Genomic DNA, 16,141 nt, shown 5'->3' on the forward strand with positions numbered 1-16,141 from the left:
CAGACGTCGCGCCCTGCACCGACTGCAGCGCAGCCAGCTTCGAGACCACCTTCCAGGCGCAACGCTGCATGCGGCCCACCACCATGCCCAACGCCACCGCAGCCGAGCTGGCCCTGCACCTTGGCGCTCAAGGGGCCGCGCTCATCTATGACTGCGCCTGTGCCTCTTCGGCCGCCGTCGGGGGCGAAGCGTTGCGTGCCATCCGCGCATGGCTGGATCGACGTGGGCATGCGCGTGCTGTCGCCACTGCGCAGCAGCGAGGACGCCTCGGGCATCTGCCGGCCATTCTCGGCCGATCGCGCGGGTTTTGCGCTGGACGAAGACGCGGCGGCCTTGGTGCTGAAGTCCGAAGCCCATGCGAGCGCGGTGCGCAGTCCCCACTGTTCATGGCCGGCTACGCGACCAATTGCGACAGCCAATGCGGCAGAAGCGCAGTCCATTGCCAGCGTGTTTGGCAACAGCACCGCCGTAAGCTCCACCAAGGCCATCCACGGGCATTTGCTGGGTGCGGGGGTGCGGTGGAATTGGTGGCCGTGCTGCGCGCACTGGAGCAACGGCGCCTGCCGCCCACAGCGCATCTGCGGGCCGCCGATCCGGACTTTGCGCTGGACCTCGTGCAGGGGGCGGCACGCCCCGCAGCAGACCTGCTCTACGCCCTGTCCAACTCGTTCGCCTTCGGCGGCACGAACGCCGTGCTCATTGCCGGGCGCGACGGTTAAGAAAGGGCGGAAGCCGCTCTGATTTCAACCGGTCAGCTGCGGCGTGGCGCGCCCGACCCGTGCCACGTCCTGGACGGGGGCCAGTGCCAGAGCGGCCTGCGCCCCGCCCCGGTCTTCGCCCAGGCGGAACTGCTGCACCACCTGCGACAGGCGCTGCGCCAGACTGCGCACCTCGCTGGCCACCACGGCGAAGCCGCGGCCCTGCTCGCCCGCGCGCGCCGCCTCGACCGCGGCGTTGAGCGCCAGGATGTTGGTCTGGAAGGCGATCGAATCGATCAGGCCGATGATGTCGGCGATCTTGCGGCTCGAGGCCGAGATCTCGTGCATGCTGGCCACCGCCTGCTGCACCACAGTGCCGCCGCGCGTGGCCGTGCCCGAGGCCGACACCGAAAGCTGGTTGGCCGTCTGCGAGGACGACGCCGTCTGCTGCACCGTCACGGTGAGCTGCGACAGCGAGGCCACGGCCTCCTGCGCGTTGCTGGCGGTCTGCTCGGTGCGCGCCGACAAGTCCTGGTTGCCCGTGGCGATTTCCTGGCTTGCAATCGCAATGCTGCCGCTGGCGTCGCGCACCTGCGCGACCAGCGCGCCCAGGCCCTGCTGCATGTCCGACAGCGCACGCTGCAGGTCGGCCACCTCGTCTTTGCCCTGGGCCGCAATCGGCTGCGACAGGTCGCCTCCGGCAATGGCACGCGCCATGCGCTGGGCTTCGACCAGCGGGCGGCAGATCGACTGCATGTTCAGCAGCGTCAGCGGCACCACCACCACCACGGTGAGCAGCACCGCCAGCGCAAACAGCCACAGCGTCTGCACCGACACCGCCCCCTGTTCGGCCACCACCGCATCCACCTCGTTGCGCAGGTCGGCCTGGAGCTTGGCCATCAGCTTGTCGGCCTCGGCAAATTCGGCCACGGCCTTGGCGCTCATGCGGTTGGCAATGGTCGCGGTGTCGTAGCCGCCCGCCTCGAGCTGCCGCGCCACATGGGCGAACTGGTCGCGGTAGGACTGCAGGCGCTGCGCGATGCCGCGCGCCGTGGCGGCATCGGCGGCGTTGCTGGCCTGCACGAAGCGCTCGGCGGTCTTGTCCGCCAGGTCCAGGCCGGCAAGCCACTGCGCATGGGCCTTCTGCACGTGCTCGGGGCGCTCGTACGCGATGATCATGTCCTTCTCGTGCTGGCGCACCGCACCCATGTGCCCGCGCAGTTCACCCAGGTAGCCGACCTTGGCAAACGAGTGCGCGACAAAATCCTCGCTCATGGACTGGATGCGGGACATGCCCAGCATGCCCGCGCCGCCCAGCAGGCTCAGCAGGACCAGCACGACCGCGATGGCCCCCAGCATGCGAAAACGGATGGTGAACTGCCGCATGAGCGCATAAACCGACATGGTGAAACTTCCTCGTGGTAGAGACAAAGCGCCTTGCCGCCCAGCCGGCGGCAAGTGCAACAAAACGTTGCAGTTTGCCAGACCTTTCGCGTGTTCACGTTACGTAGTTGTCACATGCGCCATTTTTTCAGCAGCAGCGCATTGGTCACCACGCTGACCGAACTCAGCGCCATCGCCGCCCCGGCCACGACCGGGCTCAGGTAGCCAAGCGCCGCGAGCGGAATGCCGGCCACGTTGTAGGCAAAGGCCCAGAACAGGTTTTGCCGGATCTTGGCGACCGTGCGGTGCGAGATGTCGAGCGCCGCGGCCACGAGCGCCGGGTCGCCGCGCATCAGCGTGATGCCGGCCGCGTGCATGGCCACATCGGTGCCGTTGCCCATCGCCATGCCGACATCGGCGGCGGCCAGCGCCGGCGCGTCGTTGACGCCGTCGCCCACCATCGCCACCGTGCGGCGCTGGCCACCCTGCCCGGCCTCCCCCTCTCCGTGCTGCAGCGCCCTCACCTGCGCCGCCTTGTCGCCCGGCAGCACCTCGGCGCGCACCTCGTCCGCGGCCGGGTCCAGCCCCAGGCGCCGTGCCATGGCCTCGGCCGCGCCGCGGTTGTCGCCCGAAATCATCACGGTGCGCAGACCCCGGCCGCGCAGCAGCGCCAGCGCCTCGCGCGCGCCGGGCTTGGGTTCGTCGCCAAAGGCCATCAGGGCGCGCACCGCCAGACCCTGCGCGCTGCGTTCGGCCACCACGGAGACGGTGGCGCCCGCGTTTTGCCAGGCCTGGGCACGCGTGCCCAGCGCGGCCAGGTCCACCCCGAGCTCCTGCATCCAGCGCAGGCTGCCCACCAGGTAGCTGCGCGCGCCGACCTCGCCTTCGGTGCCGCGCCCCGGCACGGCGCGCACCGCGTCCGGCGCTGCCACAGCCAGGCCGCGCGCCTGCGCCGCCTGCACCACCGCGCGCGCCAGCGGGTGTTCGCTGCCGCTCTGCACCGCCGCCACGGCCGCGAGCACGGCCGCCTCGTCGTCCCCACCCTGCTGGCCCGGTTCCACCTGGAACGCGGTCAGACGCGGCTGGCCCACGGTCAGCGTGCCGGTCTTGTCGAAGGCCACCGTGTCGACCTGGTGCGCCAGCTCCAGCGCCTGCGCGTCCTTGATCAGGATGCCGTGCCGGGCCGCTACGCCCGTGCCCGCCATGATGGCCGCTGGCGTCGCCAGCCCGAGCGCGCAGGGGCAGGCAATCACCAGCACCGCCACGGCGCGGACCAGCGCCACCTCCAAGCCCACGCCGGCCCCTGGCCAATACAGCCAGCCCAGCAGCGTGGCCAGCGCCACCAGCAGCACCATCGGCACGAACACGTTCGAGACCTGGTCCACCAGCCGCTGGATCGGCGCCTTGGCGGCCTGCGCGTCCTCGACCAGGCGGATGATGCGCGCGAGCACCGTCTCGGCGCCCACCGCGCGCACCTCCAGCACCACGCGGCCCTCGCCGTTGATCGATCCGCCCGTGAGCGCCGCCCCCGCTTCCTTGGCCACGGGCAGCGGCTCGCCGGTCAGCATCGACTCGTCCACCTGCGTGTCGCCGTCGAGCAGCACGCCATCGACCGGAAAGCGTTCGCCGGGGCGCACCACCAGGCGGTCGCCGACCAGCACCTCGGCCACCGGCACATCGACCTCGCCGCCCTTGCCCAGCAGATGTGCCACATCGGGCCGCAGCCCGTGCAGCGCGCGGATGGCCGCCGTGGTCTGGTGCTTGGCGCGGGTTTCGAGCCACTTGCCCAGCAGCACCAGCGTGACCACCACGGCCGACGCTTCAAAGTACAGGTGCGGCGCCTGCCCCGCGGGCGCCGTGAGCCACAGCCACACCGACAGCCCCCAGCCCGCGCTGGTACCGATCGCCACCAGCAAATCCATGTTGCCCGACAGCGCGCGCGCCGCATGCCAGCCGGCCCTGTAGAAGCGCGCGCCCAGGATGAACTGCACCGGCGTCGCCAGCACGAACTGCGCCCAGGCCGGCAGCATCCAGTGCTGGCCAAACAGGTCGCCCAGCATGGGCAGCACCAGCGGCGCCGACAGCAGCAGCCCGAGGGCCACGGGCGCAAAGCCGGCCCAGGGAGAGGCGCCGTCTTCGCGCGCCTGCGCGGCGGCCGGCGTGAGCGGTGCGTAGCCCGCGTTGCGCACGGCGCGGCGCAGCAGCGCGTCGCCCGGCACGTCGCTGCCTGCGGGCACCGCATAGCGGATGCGCGCCGACTCGGTCGCCAGGTTGACGGTGGCGTCCTGCACGCCCGGCACCTTGCGCAGCGCGCGCTCGACGCGGCCGACGCAACTGGCGCAGGTCATGCCGCCGATGGCCAGATCGATTTCTTCGGTGGCTGGGGAAAGCGTGGTGGTGTTCATGGCAGCTACCCTAAACCCTGACGCCATGGCAAGGTCAAGCGCCGGGCAAAAATGGCAAACCATTGCCATGGCTTGACCTTGCCATGGCGTCAAGGTTCATGATGCAGCCTGTCCTATTCCCCTTCCCATTGCCAACCCCTGAAAGGCAAACATGCAGCACCAATTTGAAGTACAGGGCATGACCTGCGGCCACTGCGAACGCGCCGTCACCCAGGCCGTACAAGAACTCGACCCGCACGCCGTGGTGCAGATTGACCGCGCCCACAACCGCGTGGACATCGACAGCCCACAGCCCCGCGAGGCCCTGGCCGCCGCCATCGCCGAAGAGGGCTACCAGGTCGCGCCATGACGGCGGCCGCCGCCCACGGCTGGCCCGTCTCCATCGGCGTGGCGGCGCAACGCGCCGGCGTTTCGGCGCGCATGCTGCGCCACTACGAAACGCTTGGCCTGCTGCCCGCCGTGGCGCGCACCGACAGTGGCTACCGCCAATACACCGAGGCCGACGTGCACGCGCTGCGCTTCATCCGCCGCGCGCGCGACCTGGGCTTTTCCATGGACGAGATCGCCACGCTGCTGGGCCTGTGGCAGGACCGCGCACGCACCAGCGCCAGCGTCAAGCGCATCGCCCAGGCACACATCGACGGCCTGAGCCAGCGCATTGCCGACATGCAGGCCATGCAGCGCACGCTGCATTCGCTGGTGCAGTGCTGCCACGGCGACGACCGGCCCGACTGCCCGATCCTCGACGACCTAGCGGCGGCGCCCTCATCCGTGCCCGCGCGGCGACGGGCACTCTCGAAACAATAGCTTGTAACGCCAGCGTCTATTGCCTTTCAAAGGCAAAACCATCTGAAACGCAGACACAACGAGCGCAGACAGCTCACTTTTCTGACAGCGCAGCCTTGCGCACCGCGAGGTTGCAGGCACATGGCAGACTCGCAGGCTTTCCTCTGCAAACCCTGCCCCGCCCCCATGCTTACCGGTGAATTGAGAAACAAAGTCGACCAGGTCTGGAACGCGTTCTGGTCTGGCGGCATCGCCAACCCGCTTGAAGTCATCGAGCAAATCACCTACTTGCTCTTTCTGCGCGGCCTCGACAGCGACCAGACGCGCGAAGAAAACAAGGCCCTGTGCCTCAAGACGCAGCCCGTGCGCATCTACCCCGCAGGCACCGACAGCAAACAACCCGTCAACAGTCAGTTCTTGGCAGCATGCTTGCGCAGCCAGTCAGGATTCGTTCTTGAGAAGGTTTCAGAAGCAGGTCACGGCACAAACCGATTGGACGCTCAAGGCCTGCAGAGCATCCGAATCCCAAGGCCTGGTGATGCGCTAGAACAATCCTTCGCCATCCGCATAGCCTCCATCGAAGCCCTCAAAGCCACCCACCGCCGCGCCCTGGCCGCGCTCGATGCGCTGTTTGCCTCACTGCAGCAGCAGGCGTTTGCGGGGCAGCTTTAACCCTGCACACGGTTGCCACACTATGCCCACCTCCGTCGCCCAGCTTCAACAATGGCTGCTTGAACCCGAAGGCCAGCGCCTGGAGTTCAAAGAGGCCAAGCAGCGCTACGACTTTGAAAAGCTGCTCAAGTACTGCGTGGCCCTGGCCAACGAGGGCGGCGGCACCATGGTGCTGGGCGTGACGGACAAGCGGCCCCGGCGCATTGTGGGCACCCAGGCATTTGACGACCCGGGCCGCACCGAGGCGGGCCTGCACCAGCGGCTGGGGCATCGTATTCCGGTGGAAGAGCTGCTGCTGCCCGAAGGGCGCGTGGTGATCGTTCATGTTCCGCCACGCCTGCCGGGCACGGCGTGGGAGATTGATGGCCGCTACTTCAAGCGTGTGGGCGACGACCTGGCAGCCCTCAGCGGCCAGGAGCTGAGGGCAATGTTTGCCGAAACAGGCCCCGACTTTTCAGCCCAGCCTTGCCCCGGAACCACGTTGGCCGACCTGGAGCCGGAATCCATTGCCCTCTTCCGCGAACGCTGGGCCAAAAAGAGCGGCGACCTGCGCAGGCACGAACTGAGCGACCTCCAAACGCTGCGCGACGCCGAGTTGCTGGTGGAGGGCGACCAGGTGAGCTATGCGGCGCTCATCCTGTTTGGCACACGCGCGGGCCTGACGCGGTGGCTGGCGCAGGCCGAGCTGGTGTTTGAATACCGCTCGTCCGAAGCCGCTGGCCCGGCGGCCGACCGGGAGGAATACCGCGCAGGCTTTTTTGCCTGGCAAGACGCGCTGTGGAAAAAGATCAACCTGCGCAACGACCGGCAGAGTTACCAGGACGATTTCTTTCGCATGGACTTGCCCACGTTTGACGAGGTGCCCGTGCGCGAGGCCATCCTGAACGCAGTGGCGCACCGCGACTACCGTTTGGGCGGCTCAATCTTTGTGCGCCAGTTTGCCAAGCGGCTGGAGGTGGTGAGCCCCGGCGGCCTGCCACCCGGCATCACGCCCGAGAACATCATTGACCAGCAATACCCGCGCAATCGCCGCTTGGCCGAAGCGCTGGGGCGCTGCGGGCTGATCGAACGATCTGGCCAAGGCCTGAACCTGATGATGGAAAGCGCCGTGCGCCAGGGCAAGCCCCTGCCCAGCTTTGCGGGCACCGCCGCGCACGAGGTGCGGCTGACGCTGGAGGGCGGCGTGCGCAATCCGGCGTTTGTGCGGTTCATGGAGCGGCTGGGGGAAGAGACGCTGCGCAGTTTTTCGACGCTGGACTATCTGGCGCTGGAATGCCTGGAGCAGGGAAAAACGCCCAGCCCCGCATTGAAAGAACGCTTGCCCGGCCTGATGGCCGCGGGCGCCGTCGAGTCCATGGGCAGGGGCCGAGGCACCCGCTACATGCTCTCGGAAGCCCTGTATGCATCCTTGGGTGCCAAAGGTACCTATACCCGCCAACGCGGCCTGGACCGGGACACGAACAAGGCGCTTCTGCTGAAGCATGTGATGAAACAGGGCGAACAGGGCGCTCCCATGTCAGAACTGCAGCAGGTGCTGCCCACGCTCTCTGCAAGCGTTCTGCGGGGGCTTTTGCTGGAGTTGCGGGCAGAAAACAAACTGGCGCTGAAAGGCGAGCGCCGTTGGGCCCGCTGGGTTGCAATAACGCATAAAAGTCTTTAGCAGCGCTTTAGAGAACAAAAATATTGTTCAAAAACAATGACTTATATAAGCTGTTTAAAGCAAACGTCCCTATACAGGGCTTTAGATAGCCGTTTAGACCCACTGCCGTAACGGGTTGGGTACCAGTGACTGGATGACAAAGAGGGAGTCCCCGTGAGCAGCGCCCCATCGAACTTCGCCTTCCTGCAACCCGACTGGCCTGACCTGCTGGCCGAAGCCCGCCGTGCCGAGGCGGCAGCCCATGCCGACCCGCGCACCGCCTGCTTTTATGCCCGCCGCACGCTGGAGCTGGCGGTGGCCTGGCTGTACCAGGCCGAAGGGGGCCGGGGTGGCAGCCTGCGCATGCCGTACAAGGCCGATCTGTCGGCGTTCTTGTTCGAGCCCAGCTTTCAGCAGCTGGTAGGTCCGTCCATCCACGCCAAGATGGATGTGATCCGCCGCTTGGGCAACCAGGCCGTGCACCACGCCCGCCCGGTGCCGCCGCAGGACGCCCTGGCCGCGCTGCGCGAGCTTTTCCATGTGGGCTTCTGGCTGGCGCAGCACTACGCACGCCGGGTGGCCGACCGGCCCGCTGCGGCGCTGCAGTTTCGCGTTGAACTGCTGCCCCGGCCTGCCTCTATCGATACGGCCCATGAGCAGGCTGCCAGCCGCGCCGCCCAGGCGGCAGCGCAAGAGGCACTGGCCAAGCAAGCCCAAGCCTTGGCAGAGCGCGACGCCGCACTGCGCGAAGCAGCCACCCGCAATGCCGCGCTAGACGCGGAGCTGGCCCGCTACCGCGCCGAGATTGCCGCCGCCAAGGCCGCCAACGCCGCGCAGCCTGCCACAACGCACGACTACAACGAGGCCGCCACGCGCGACCTGTTCATTGACCTGCTGCTCAAGGAAGCTGGCTGGGCGCTCGGCCAGCCGCGCGACCGCGAGTTTCAAGTACAAGGCATGCCGAACGGCGAAGGCAAAGGCTTTGTGGACTACGTGCTGTGGAGTGGCGAATTGCCCCTGGCCATTGTGGAAGCCAAGCGCACCCGCCGCAGCGCCAAGGAGGGCGAGCAGCAGGCCCGCCTGTACGCCGACTGTCTGGAAAAAAGCACCGGCCACCGCCCCGTGATCTACGGCACCAATGGCTACGAACACTGGATGTGGGACGACACCACCAGCCCGCCGCGCCCGGTGCAAGGCTTTCACACCAGGGACGAGCTGGAATTGATGGCCCAGCGCCGCACCACGCGCAAGCCGCTGGCAGCGTTGCCCATTGCGGCGGGCATTGTGGAGCGCCATTACCAGCAGCGCGCCATTCGCCGCATTGCCGAAACCTTTGAGCGCGACCAGCACCGCAAGGCGCTGGTGGTGATGGCCACTGGCGCAGGCAAGACACGCACGGTGATTGCGCTGGTGGATTTGCTCATGCGCGCCAACTGGGTCAAGCGCGTGCTGTTCCTGGCCGACCGGGTGGCGCTGGTGAACCAGGCGGTGAATGCCTTCAAGGCCCACCTGCCCGACGCCGCCCCCGTGAACCTGGTGACCGACCGCGCCACGGAGGGGCGGGTGTACGTATCGACCTACCCCACGATGATGGGTCTCATCAACGAGGGCGCGCAGCGCCGCTTTGGCGTGGGGCACTTTGACCTGATCGTGGTGGACGAAGCACACCGCTCCATCTACCAGAAGTACCGCGCCATCTTCAGCTACTTCGACGCCTTGCTGGTGGGCCTGACGGCCACGCCGAAGGACGAGATCGACCGCAACACGTACAGCCTGTTTGGCCTGGAAAGCGGCGTGCCCACCGATGCCTATGGCTTGGATGACGCGATTGCCGAGGGCTACCTGGCGCCGCCCCGGGCTATCTCTGTGCCGCTGAAATTCCAGCGCCAGGGCATTCGCTATGACGAGCTGAGCGACGACGAAAAAGACCAGTGGGATGCGCTGGAGTGGGACGAGGAAGGCGGCGAAGCGCCTGACGAGGTGAGCGCCGAGGCGGTGAACCAGTGGCTGTTCAACACCGATACGGTGGACAAGATGCTGGCCCTGCTGAGAGAGCGCGGCCACAAGGTGGCGGGCGGCGACCGGCTGGGCAAGACCATCGTCTTTGCCAAGAACCAGCGGCACGCCGAGTTCATCCAGGAGCGCTTTGACGCGAACTACCCGGAACTCCGGGGCGAATTTGCGCGCACCATCACCTTCAAGACCGAATACGCGCAGTCGCTCATCGACGCGTTTGCGCAGAAAGACCGCGCGCCGCACATCGCCATCTCGGTGGACATGCTGGACACCGGCATCGACGTGCCCGAGGTGGTGAACCTGGTGTTCTTCAAAATCGTGCGCTCCAAGGCCAAGTTCTGGCAGATGGTGGGGCGCGGCACGCGGCTGTGCAAAGAGCTGTATGGGCCGGGGCAGGACAAGAAAGACTTCTTCATCTTCGACTTCTGCGAGAACCTGGAGTTTTTCAGCCAGGAGCTCGAAGGCAGCGCAGGCGCGCTGGCGCAGCCACTGTCGCAGCGGCTGTTCAATGCGCGGCTGGAACTGGTCGGTCTGCTGGACCAGCGCCAGCAAACACAAGAGCAGGGCCACCGCGTGGCCGAAGAGGCGCAGCAATCGCCCGTGCTGACCGAAGCCGCCATCCGCCGCGACACGGCTGCGCTGCTGCACAGCATGGTGGCTGGCATGTCGCTGGACAACTTTGTGGTGCGCCCGCAGCGTCGCTGGGTCGAAACCTGGGCACAAATTGACGCATGGAAGCGCCTCACGGCCGAACAACTGAGCGAGGTGTCCACGCACCTGTCGGGCCTGCCCACGGCGGTGCGCGATGACGACGAAGACGCCAAGCGCTTTGACGCCCTGCTGCTGAACACCCAGCTGGCTCTGCTGCGCAGCGAACCCGCACTGGCCCGACTGCAAACCAAGGTGCAGCAACTGGCAAGCAGCCTGCTGGAGCTGGCCAACGTGCCCAGCGTGCGCGAGCACCTGCTGCTGATCGAAGCCATGGCGGGCGACGAGTGGTGGCAGTACGTGACCTTGCCTATGCTGGAGCAGGCGCGGCGCAAGCTGCGCAGCCTCATCAAGCTCATCGAGAAAAGCGGCCGCAAGGTGTTCTATACCGACTTTGAAGATGCCATCGGCGAAACCGCCGAAGTGGAATTGCCCTTGGTTACCAGTGCGGTGGACTTTGAGCGCTTCCGCGCCAAGGCCAAGGTGTTTTTGCGCGCCCACGAAGACCGACTGGCGCTGCACAAGCTGCGGCGCAACCAACCCCTGACCGCTGCCGACCTGCAGGAGCTGGAAGCCCTGCTGCACGAAGCAGGAGGCACCGACGAAGATATTGCACGTGCCCGTGCCATTCACGCCAGCCTAGCGTTATTTATCCGCTCTCTGGTAGGCCTGGACCGCGAGGCCGCTACGGCTGCATTTGCCGACTTGATTGCCACGGGCACGGCCAACGCCAGCCAGTTGCAGTTCATTGACGAGATCGTGCAGCACCTGACCGAGCACGGCGCCATGCCAGCGAACCGACTGTATGCCTCGCCATTCACCGACATCCACTCCCAAGGGCCCGAGGGGGTTTTTGACGCGGCGAATGTGGAACGCCTGTTCTCGACGCTGGAGGCATTCGAACTACGCCAGGCAGTGGCCTGATACCGGCAAGCACAGTCCCCGGAATATCAATCTCAAAACGATATTTACCGACTCATGCCCTGTTTAGTTTCCGACTGAAACGCCCTGAACGTAAATTACGGCGTGCAAACCGGTCACTTTTTGGAGGTAGCTGTTGCCTTGCGCGTCCGAGGTGCCACGCGCGCCACGTCCGGCCGCCGCAGCACGCCGTCGCAGAGCGTGGCGATGCACTGCTCGGCGATCTGCTCAGGCGTGTATTCGCCGCCGGGCCGGTACCAGCGCCCAATCCAGCTGATGGCACCGGCGATCACGAAGGCCGTCATCTTCGGGTCGCAGGGCGCGAGCGACCCCTCGGCCACGCCAGCGGCGACCAAGCGGCGAAACGCATGGTCGATCTCGGCCTTCAGGCGGCGCAGCTCCTTGCGGCTGTCCGGCGGCAGCTCCTCATCGCCGACGCGGATGATGCACATGCCGAAATCCATGGTGACGATGCGCGCATACACGCGCATGCAGGCCATCAGCTGGTCGACCGCCTGGCCGCCTGCCGCGCGCGAGGCCTCGATGCCCGCGATGGTCATCTCCAGGCCCTGGCGCACGCACTCGATCAGGATCTGGTCCTTGTTCTTGACGTAGTAGTAGAGCGTCGGCTTGCTCACGTGCAGGCGCGCGGCGATGTCGTCGAGCGACGTGGCGTGGAAGCCGCGCTCGTTGAACAGCTGCGCGCCGGCCTGCAGCACCGCGTCGCGCTTGGCCTGGCGCTGCAGTTCGCGGTCGGACGCATGCGCCCAGGGCGAGGCGGGCGGGGCGTGCGGGGCGCGGGGTTTTCGGGTGGGCATGGTGGGCGCGTCTGCGGGTAAGTTCGGATGCCCGAAGGCAGGGACAGGACACAAACTCTACTCGCGAGTAAACAGTCTACGGACAAGTAGAGCCCCTTCCGGTTCGCACAAACCCGCATAAAAAGACCGATGGAGACACCCCCCAATGGCGGCCCGGTGGCCGCACCCTTGCTGCAGGTCGATGGCCTCACGCTGGCCTTTGGCGGCGTGCGTGCCCTGGGCGGCGTCGGCTTCGGTGTGCAGAGCGGCTCCATCACCGCCGTGATCGGCCCCAACGGCGCCGGCAAGACCTCGCTGTTCAACACCATCTCGGGCTTTTACCGGCCCAGCGCCGGCACCATCCGCTTCCGCGGCCAGGACATCACGCGCGTGCCGGCGCCGCAGCGCGCGAGGCTGGGCCTGGGCCGCAGCTTCCAGAACATCGCGCTGTTCCGCGGCATGACGGTGCTCGACAACATCAAGCTCGGGCGCCACGCGCACCTGAAAACCAATGTGCTCGATGCGCTGCTCTACCTGGGCCGCGCGCGCCGCGAGGAGGCGCAGCTGCGCGCCGACATCGAGGAGCGCATCATCGATTTCCTCGAGATCGACCACATCCGCCACGCCCCAGTCTCGGCCCTGCCCTACGGCCTGCAAAAGCGCGTCGAGATGGCGCGCGCGCTGGCCATGCAGCCGCAGATCCTGATGCTCGACGAGCCCGTGGCCGGCATGAACCGCGAAGAGACCGAGGACATGGCACGCTTCATCCTCGACGTGCGCGCCGAGTGGGGCGTGACGGTGCTCATGGTCGAGCACGACATGGGCATGGTGATGGACCTGTCGGACCACGTGGCGGTGCTCAACTTCGGCCAAGTCATCGCCCAGGGCGCGCCCGCCGAGGTGCAGGCCGACCCCGAAGTCAACCGCGCCTACCTGGGCTCGGGCGATGTGGGCGACCTGCGCCGCAGGTTCCAGGCCACCGCAGGGGTGCCGTGATGGATTGGGCCTACCTGTTCGAGATCTGCCTCACCGGCCTGTCCGGCGGCGGGCTCTATGCGCTCGCGGCGCTCGCCTTCGTCATGGTCTACAAGGCCACGCGCGTGGTCAACATCGCCATCGGCGAGCTGCTGATGGTCGGCGCCTACCTGTTCTTCACCTTCGCCGCCACGTTCGCGCTGCCGCTGTGGCTGGCGATTCCGGCGGCGGTGCTCGGCTCGGGCCTGCTCGGCGCCGTGGTCGAGCGCACCATGATCCGGCCGCTGCTGGGCGAGCCACCGATCTCGGTCTTCATGGTCACCGTGGGCCTGGGCTCGGTGCTCGTCGGCCTGGTCGAGCTGATCTGGACCGCCGACCAGCGCCGCCTGCCCGACTTCATGCCGGCGCAGCCCATCATGGTCGGCGACGCCTTCCTCGCACCCAAGGTGTTCTGGGGCGCCACGATCGCGCTGGTGTTCATCGCCGCCGTGCTGCTGGTGTTCCGCTTCTGGCGCGGCGGCGTCGCGCTGCGCGCCACCGCCAGCGACCAGGGCGCCGCCTACTCGGTGGGCATCCACGTGCCGCGCGTGTTCTCGCTCGCCTGGGTGGCCTCCAGCATGATCGCCGCCGTCTCCGGGATCATCGTCGGCTCGATCGGCGGCATCTCCTCGTCGATGGGCGTGTTCGGCCTGTCGGTGCTGGTGGTGGTCATCGTCGGCGGGCTCGACAGCGTGCTCGGCGCGCTGCTCGGCGGCCTGTTCATTGGCCTCGTCGAGGCGCTGGCGGGCAGCTACCTGGGCGGCGCCTACAAGCTGCTGGCCACCTTCATCGTGCTCGTGGTGGTGCTGATGCTGCGCCCCTATGGGCTGTTCGGCACGCGCGACATCGAAAGGCTGTGACCCCGATGCGCGCCCCCTTCCACCGCACAGCACCAGGAGAGCGCTGATGCGCATCGGAACCCTCAAGGAAAGCTACACCGCCGACGCGGCGCTGTTCGACTCGCGCACGCAGAAGCTGTGGCTCGCCGTGGGCGCCGCGCTGCTGGTGCTGTTTCCGTTCATGGCCAGCGACTACTGGATGTACCTCGCGTGCCTGGTCAGCATCAATGTCGCGAGCAGCACCGGACTCAACATCCTCACCGGCTACACCGGCCTCGTGAGCCTGGGCCAGGCGGCCTTCATGGGCCTGGGCGCCTACACCGTGGCGATCCTGGAACTGCGCCTGGGCACGCCGTTCCTGCTCAACCTCCTCGCGGGCGGCTTGGTCGCCATGCTCGGCGGCCTGGTGGTCGGCATTCCGTCGCTGCGCGTCAAGGGTCTGTACCTGGCCATTGCCACCATCGCCGCCTCGTTCATCGCGCACTTCCTGTTCGCCAACCTGGCGTTCACGGGCGGCACCGCGGGCCTGACGGTGCCGCCGGCCACGCTGTTTGGCGAGGCGCTGGACACCTCGTTCCGGCTCTACTGGGTGATCGTGCCGGTCACGCTGCTCATGCTGCTGGGCGCGGCCAACCTGTTTCGCACGCGCGTGGGCCGCGCCTTCATCGCGATCCGCGACCGCGACATCTCGGCCGAGGTGCTGGGCATACCGCTGTTGCGCTACAAGCTGCTGTCGTTCGGCCTCTCGTCGTTCTATGCGGGCGTCGCGGGCGGGCTGTGGGCCTACTTCTTCCGCGTCGTCACGCCCGAGAGCTTTCCGCTCTTGATGTCGATCTTCTTTCTCGCCGCCATCATCGTCGGCGGCATGGGCACCATCCTTGGCGCGGTGCTGGGCGCGGTGTTCATGACCATGGTGCCCGAGCTGCTCAAGCTTGTCGTCGACCTGCTGCCCGGCGGCACCGAACTGACGGTGTTCCTCTCGCCCGTGCGCACCATCGTCTTTGGCCTGTTGATCATCGGTTTTCTGGTGTTCGAGCCGCAGGGGCTCGCAGAAGTGTGGCGGCGCATTCGCCGCTTTTTCCACCTGTGGCCGTTCCGCAACTAGCGGGGGTGCTGCCGGACATTGACATCGTGACCACCCCAAGGAGACAAGCATGCACAAGACCCTGACCTCCCAGCGCCGCCGCTCGCTGCTGCTGGCCGCCGGCGCCGCCCTGGCCACACCGCTGGCCGCGCATGCCCAGGCCGGCGGCGAAGACATCGTCATCGGCGGCTCGATTCCCATGACGGGCGTGTTCGCGTTTGCCGGCGTGGGCATCAATGCCGGCATGGCCGACTACGTGAAGATGGTCAACGACGCCGGCGGCATCAAGGGCAGGAAACTCCGCTACGTGCCCGAGGATACCGGCTACAAGGTCGATGTCTCGGTGGCCGCCTACAAGAAGATCACCAGCCAAAACAAGGTCAACCTCTACTACGGCGACTCGACCGCGTTCTCCAAGACCATCAACCCCGAACTGCAGCGCAGCGGCAGCATGCTGATGACCGGCGCCTCGTTCGCCACCGAGCTGAACGACCCGAAGAAGTACCCGCACCAGTTCCTGGTTGGCCCCGACTACACCGAGATGTTCGGCATCCTGCTCAAGCACATCGCCAAGGAGAAACCCGGCGCCAAGGTGGCCTTCGTCTATTCCGACTCCGAGTTCGGCCGCGACCCGATCGAGTCGAGCGAAGCGCTGGCCAAGAAGCTCGGCCTCTCGGTGCCGGTCAAGATCATGACGCCGGCCGGCAGCGTGGACGTGTCCACCGAGGTCATCAAGCTGCGCCGCGCCGCGCCCGACTACACGATCTTCCACGGCTACATCCTCGCGCCGATCCCCGAGTTCATCACCCAGGGCAAGCAGATGGGCATGACCAGCAAGTGGATGGGCACCTTCTGGACCATGGACAGCTCCACGGTCATGAAGATGGGCGAGGCCGGCGACGGCTTCATGGGCGTCATGCCCTACCGCTACTACTACGACACCTCGGCCAAGGCGCCGATGCTCGACAAGATCCGCGCGCTGCGCCCCGAGTACCAAAGCACGGCCTACATCCAGGGCTTCCTCGCCGCGATGCTGTTCACCGAGGCGACCAAGCGCACGCTCGACGCGAACAAGCCGCTCACGGGCGACAACCTCAAGGCCGCGCTCAATTCGATCAAGGACTTCGACACCGGCGGCCTGATCGGCGTGCCGATCACCATCAGCGGCAACTCGATCCC

12 protein-coding genes and 2 pseudogenes are annotated in these 16,141 nt (G+C 67.0%); 11 read left to right on the forward strand and 3 right to left on the reverse strand.

The features are described 5' to 3' along the window. Positions 1 to 83: 83 nt before the first annotated feature. Positions 84 to 197 (forward strand): annotated as a pseudogene (locus B2J89_RS23125) (beta-ketoacyl synthase N-terminal-like domain-containing protein); the annotation flags it as partial. A gap of 321 nt (positions 198 to 518) precedes the next feature. Further along, positions 519 to 719 (forward strand): hypothetical protein, encoded by a 201-nt coding sequence (locus B2J89_RS22745; RefSeq protein ID WP_240964842.1) that lies wholly within the window; start codon positions 519 to 521, stop codon positions 717 to 719. 123 nt (positions 720 to 842) lie between these two features. Here the strand turns inward: B2J89_RS22745 and B2J89_RS09910 are convergent. Continuing rightward, positions 843 to 2,102 (reverse strand): annotated as a pseudogene (locus B2J89_RS09910) (methyl-accepting chemotaxis protein); the annotation flags it as partial. 110 nt (positions 2,103 to 2,212) lie between these two features. Continuing rightward, positions 2,213 to 4,486 (reverse strand): cation-translocating P-type ATPase, encoded by a 2,274-nt coding sequence (locus B2J89_RS09915; RefSeq protein WP_169168918.1) that lies wholly within the window; start codon positions 4,484 to 4,486, stop codon positions 2,213 to 2,215. A gap of 151 nt (positions 4,487 to 4,637) precedes the next feature. On the opposite strand from B2J89_RS09915, the gene B2J89_RS09920 reads away from it, so the two are divergent. From B2J89_RS09920 to B2J89_RS09945, 5 genes are all read left to right on the forward strand, one after another. Then, positions 4,638 to 4,835, forward strand: a complete 198-nt coding sequence (locus B2J89_RS09920) for a heavy-metal-associated domain-containing protein (RefSeq protein WP_169168919.1) — start codon at positions 4,638 to 4,640, stop codon at positions 4,833 to 4,835. Then, on the forward strand, positions 4,832 to 5,293 hold the full coding sequence (gene cueR / locus B2J89_RS09925; protein WP_169168920.1) for a Cu(I)-responsive transcriptional regulator: 462 nt from the start codon (positions 4,832 to 4,834) through the stop codon (positions 5,291 to 5,293). The genes B2J89_RS09920 and cueR overlap by 4 nt, the downstream gene beginning before the upstream one ends. A 165-nt stretch (positions 5,294 to 5,458) precedes the next feature. After that, a complete protein-coding gene (locus B2J89_RS22750; protein ID WP_240964826.1) occupies positions 5,459 to 5,944 on the forward strand; it encodes a type I restriction-modification system subunit M N-terminal domain-containing protein in 486 nt (161 codons plus the stop codon). Between the two features lie 22 nt (positions 5,945 to 5,966). After that, a complete protein-coding gene (locus B2J89_RS09940; protein WP_169168921.1) occupies positions 5,967 to 7,604 on the forward strand; it encodes an ATP-binding protein in 1,638 nt (545 codons plus the stop codon). Between the two features lie 153 nt (positions 7,605 to 7,757). After that, entirely contained in the window at positions 7,758 to 11,231 is a 3,474-nt protein-coding gene (locus B2J89_RS09945) for a DEAD/DEAH box helicase family protein (protein WP_169168922.1), read from the forward strand. A gap of 113 nt (positions 11,232 to 11,344) precedes the next feature. On the opposite strand, the gene B2J89_RS09950 is transcribed toward B2J89_RS09945, so the two are convergent. Then, positions 11,345 to 12,046, reverse strand: coding sequence for a TetR/AcrR family transcriptional regulator (locus B2J89_RS09950; RefSeq protein ID WP_169168923.1), 702 nt, complete (start codon positions 12,044 to 12,046; stop codon positions 11,345 to 11,347). A gap of 129 nt (positions 12,047 to 12,175) precedes the next feature. Between B2J89_RS09950 and B2J89_RS09955 the strand changes: the two genes are divergently transcribed. From B2J89_RS09955 to B2J89_RS09970, 4 genes are all read left to right on the forward strand, one after another. Then, on the forward strand, positions 12,176 to 13,021 hold the full coding sequence (locus tag B2J89_RS09955; RefSeq protein ID WP_169168924.1) for an ABC transporter ATP-binding protein: 846 nt from the start codon (positions 12,176 to 12,178) through the stop codon (positions 13,019 to 13,021). Beyond that, complete coding sequence (locus B2J89_RS09960; RefSeq protein WP_169168925.1) at positions 13,021 to 13,899, forward strand: branched-chain amino acid ABC transporter permease; 879 nt, start codon at positions 13,021 to 13,023, stop codon at positions 13,897 to 13,899. The genes B2J89_RS09955 and B2J89_RS09960 overlap by 1 nt, the downstream gene beginning before the upstream one ends. A gap of 46 nt (positions 13,900 to 13,945) precedes the next feature. Further along, complete coding sequence (locus B2J89_RS09965; RefSeq protein WP_169168926.1) at positions 13,946 to 14,983, forward strand: branched-chain amino acid ABC transporter permease; 1,038 nt, start codon at positions 13,946 to 13,948, stop codon at positions 14,981 to 14,983. A 49-nt stretch (positions 14,984 to 15,032) separates the two neighbouring features. Further along, positions 15,033 to 16,141 (forward strand): ABC transporter substrate-binding protein (locus tag B2J89_RS09970; protein ID WP_169168948.1); only part of this gene is annotated, 1,109 nt, incomplete at its 3' end.

This window comes from Acidovorax sp. SRB_24 (assembly GCF_012931925.1).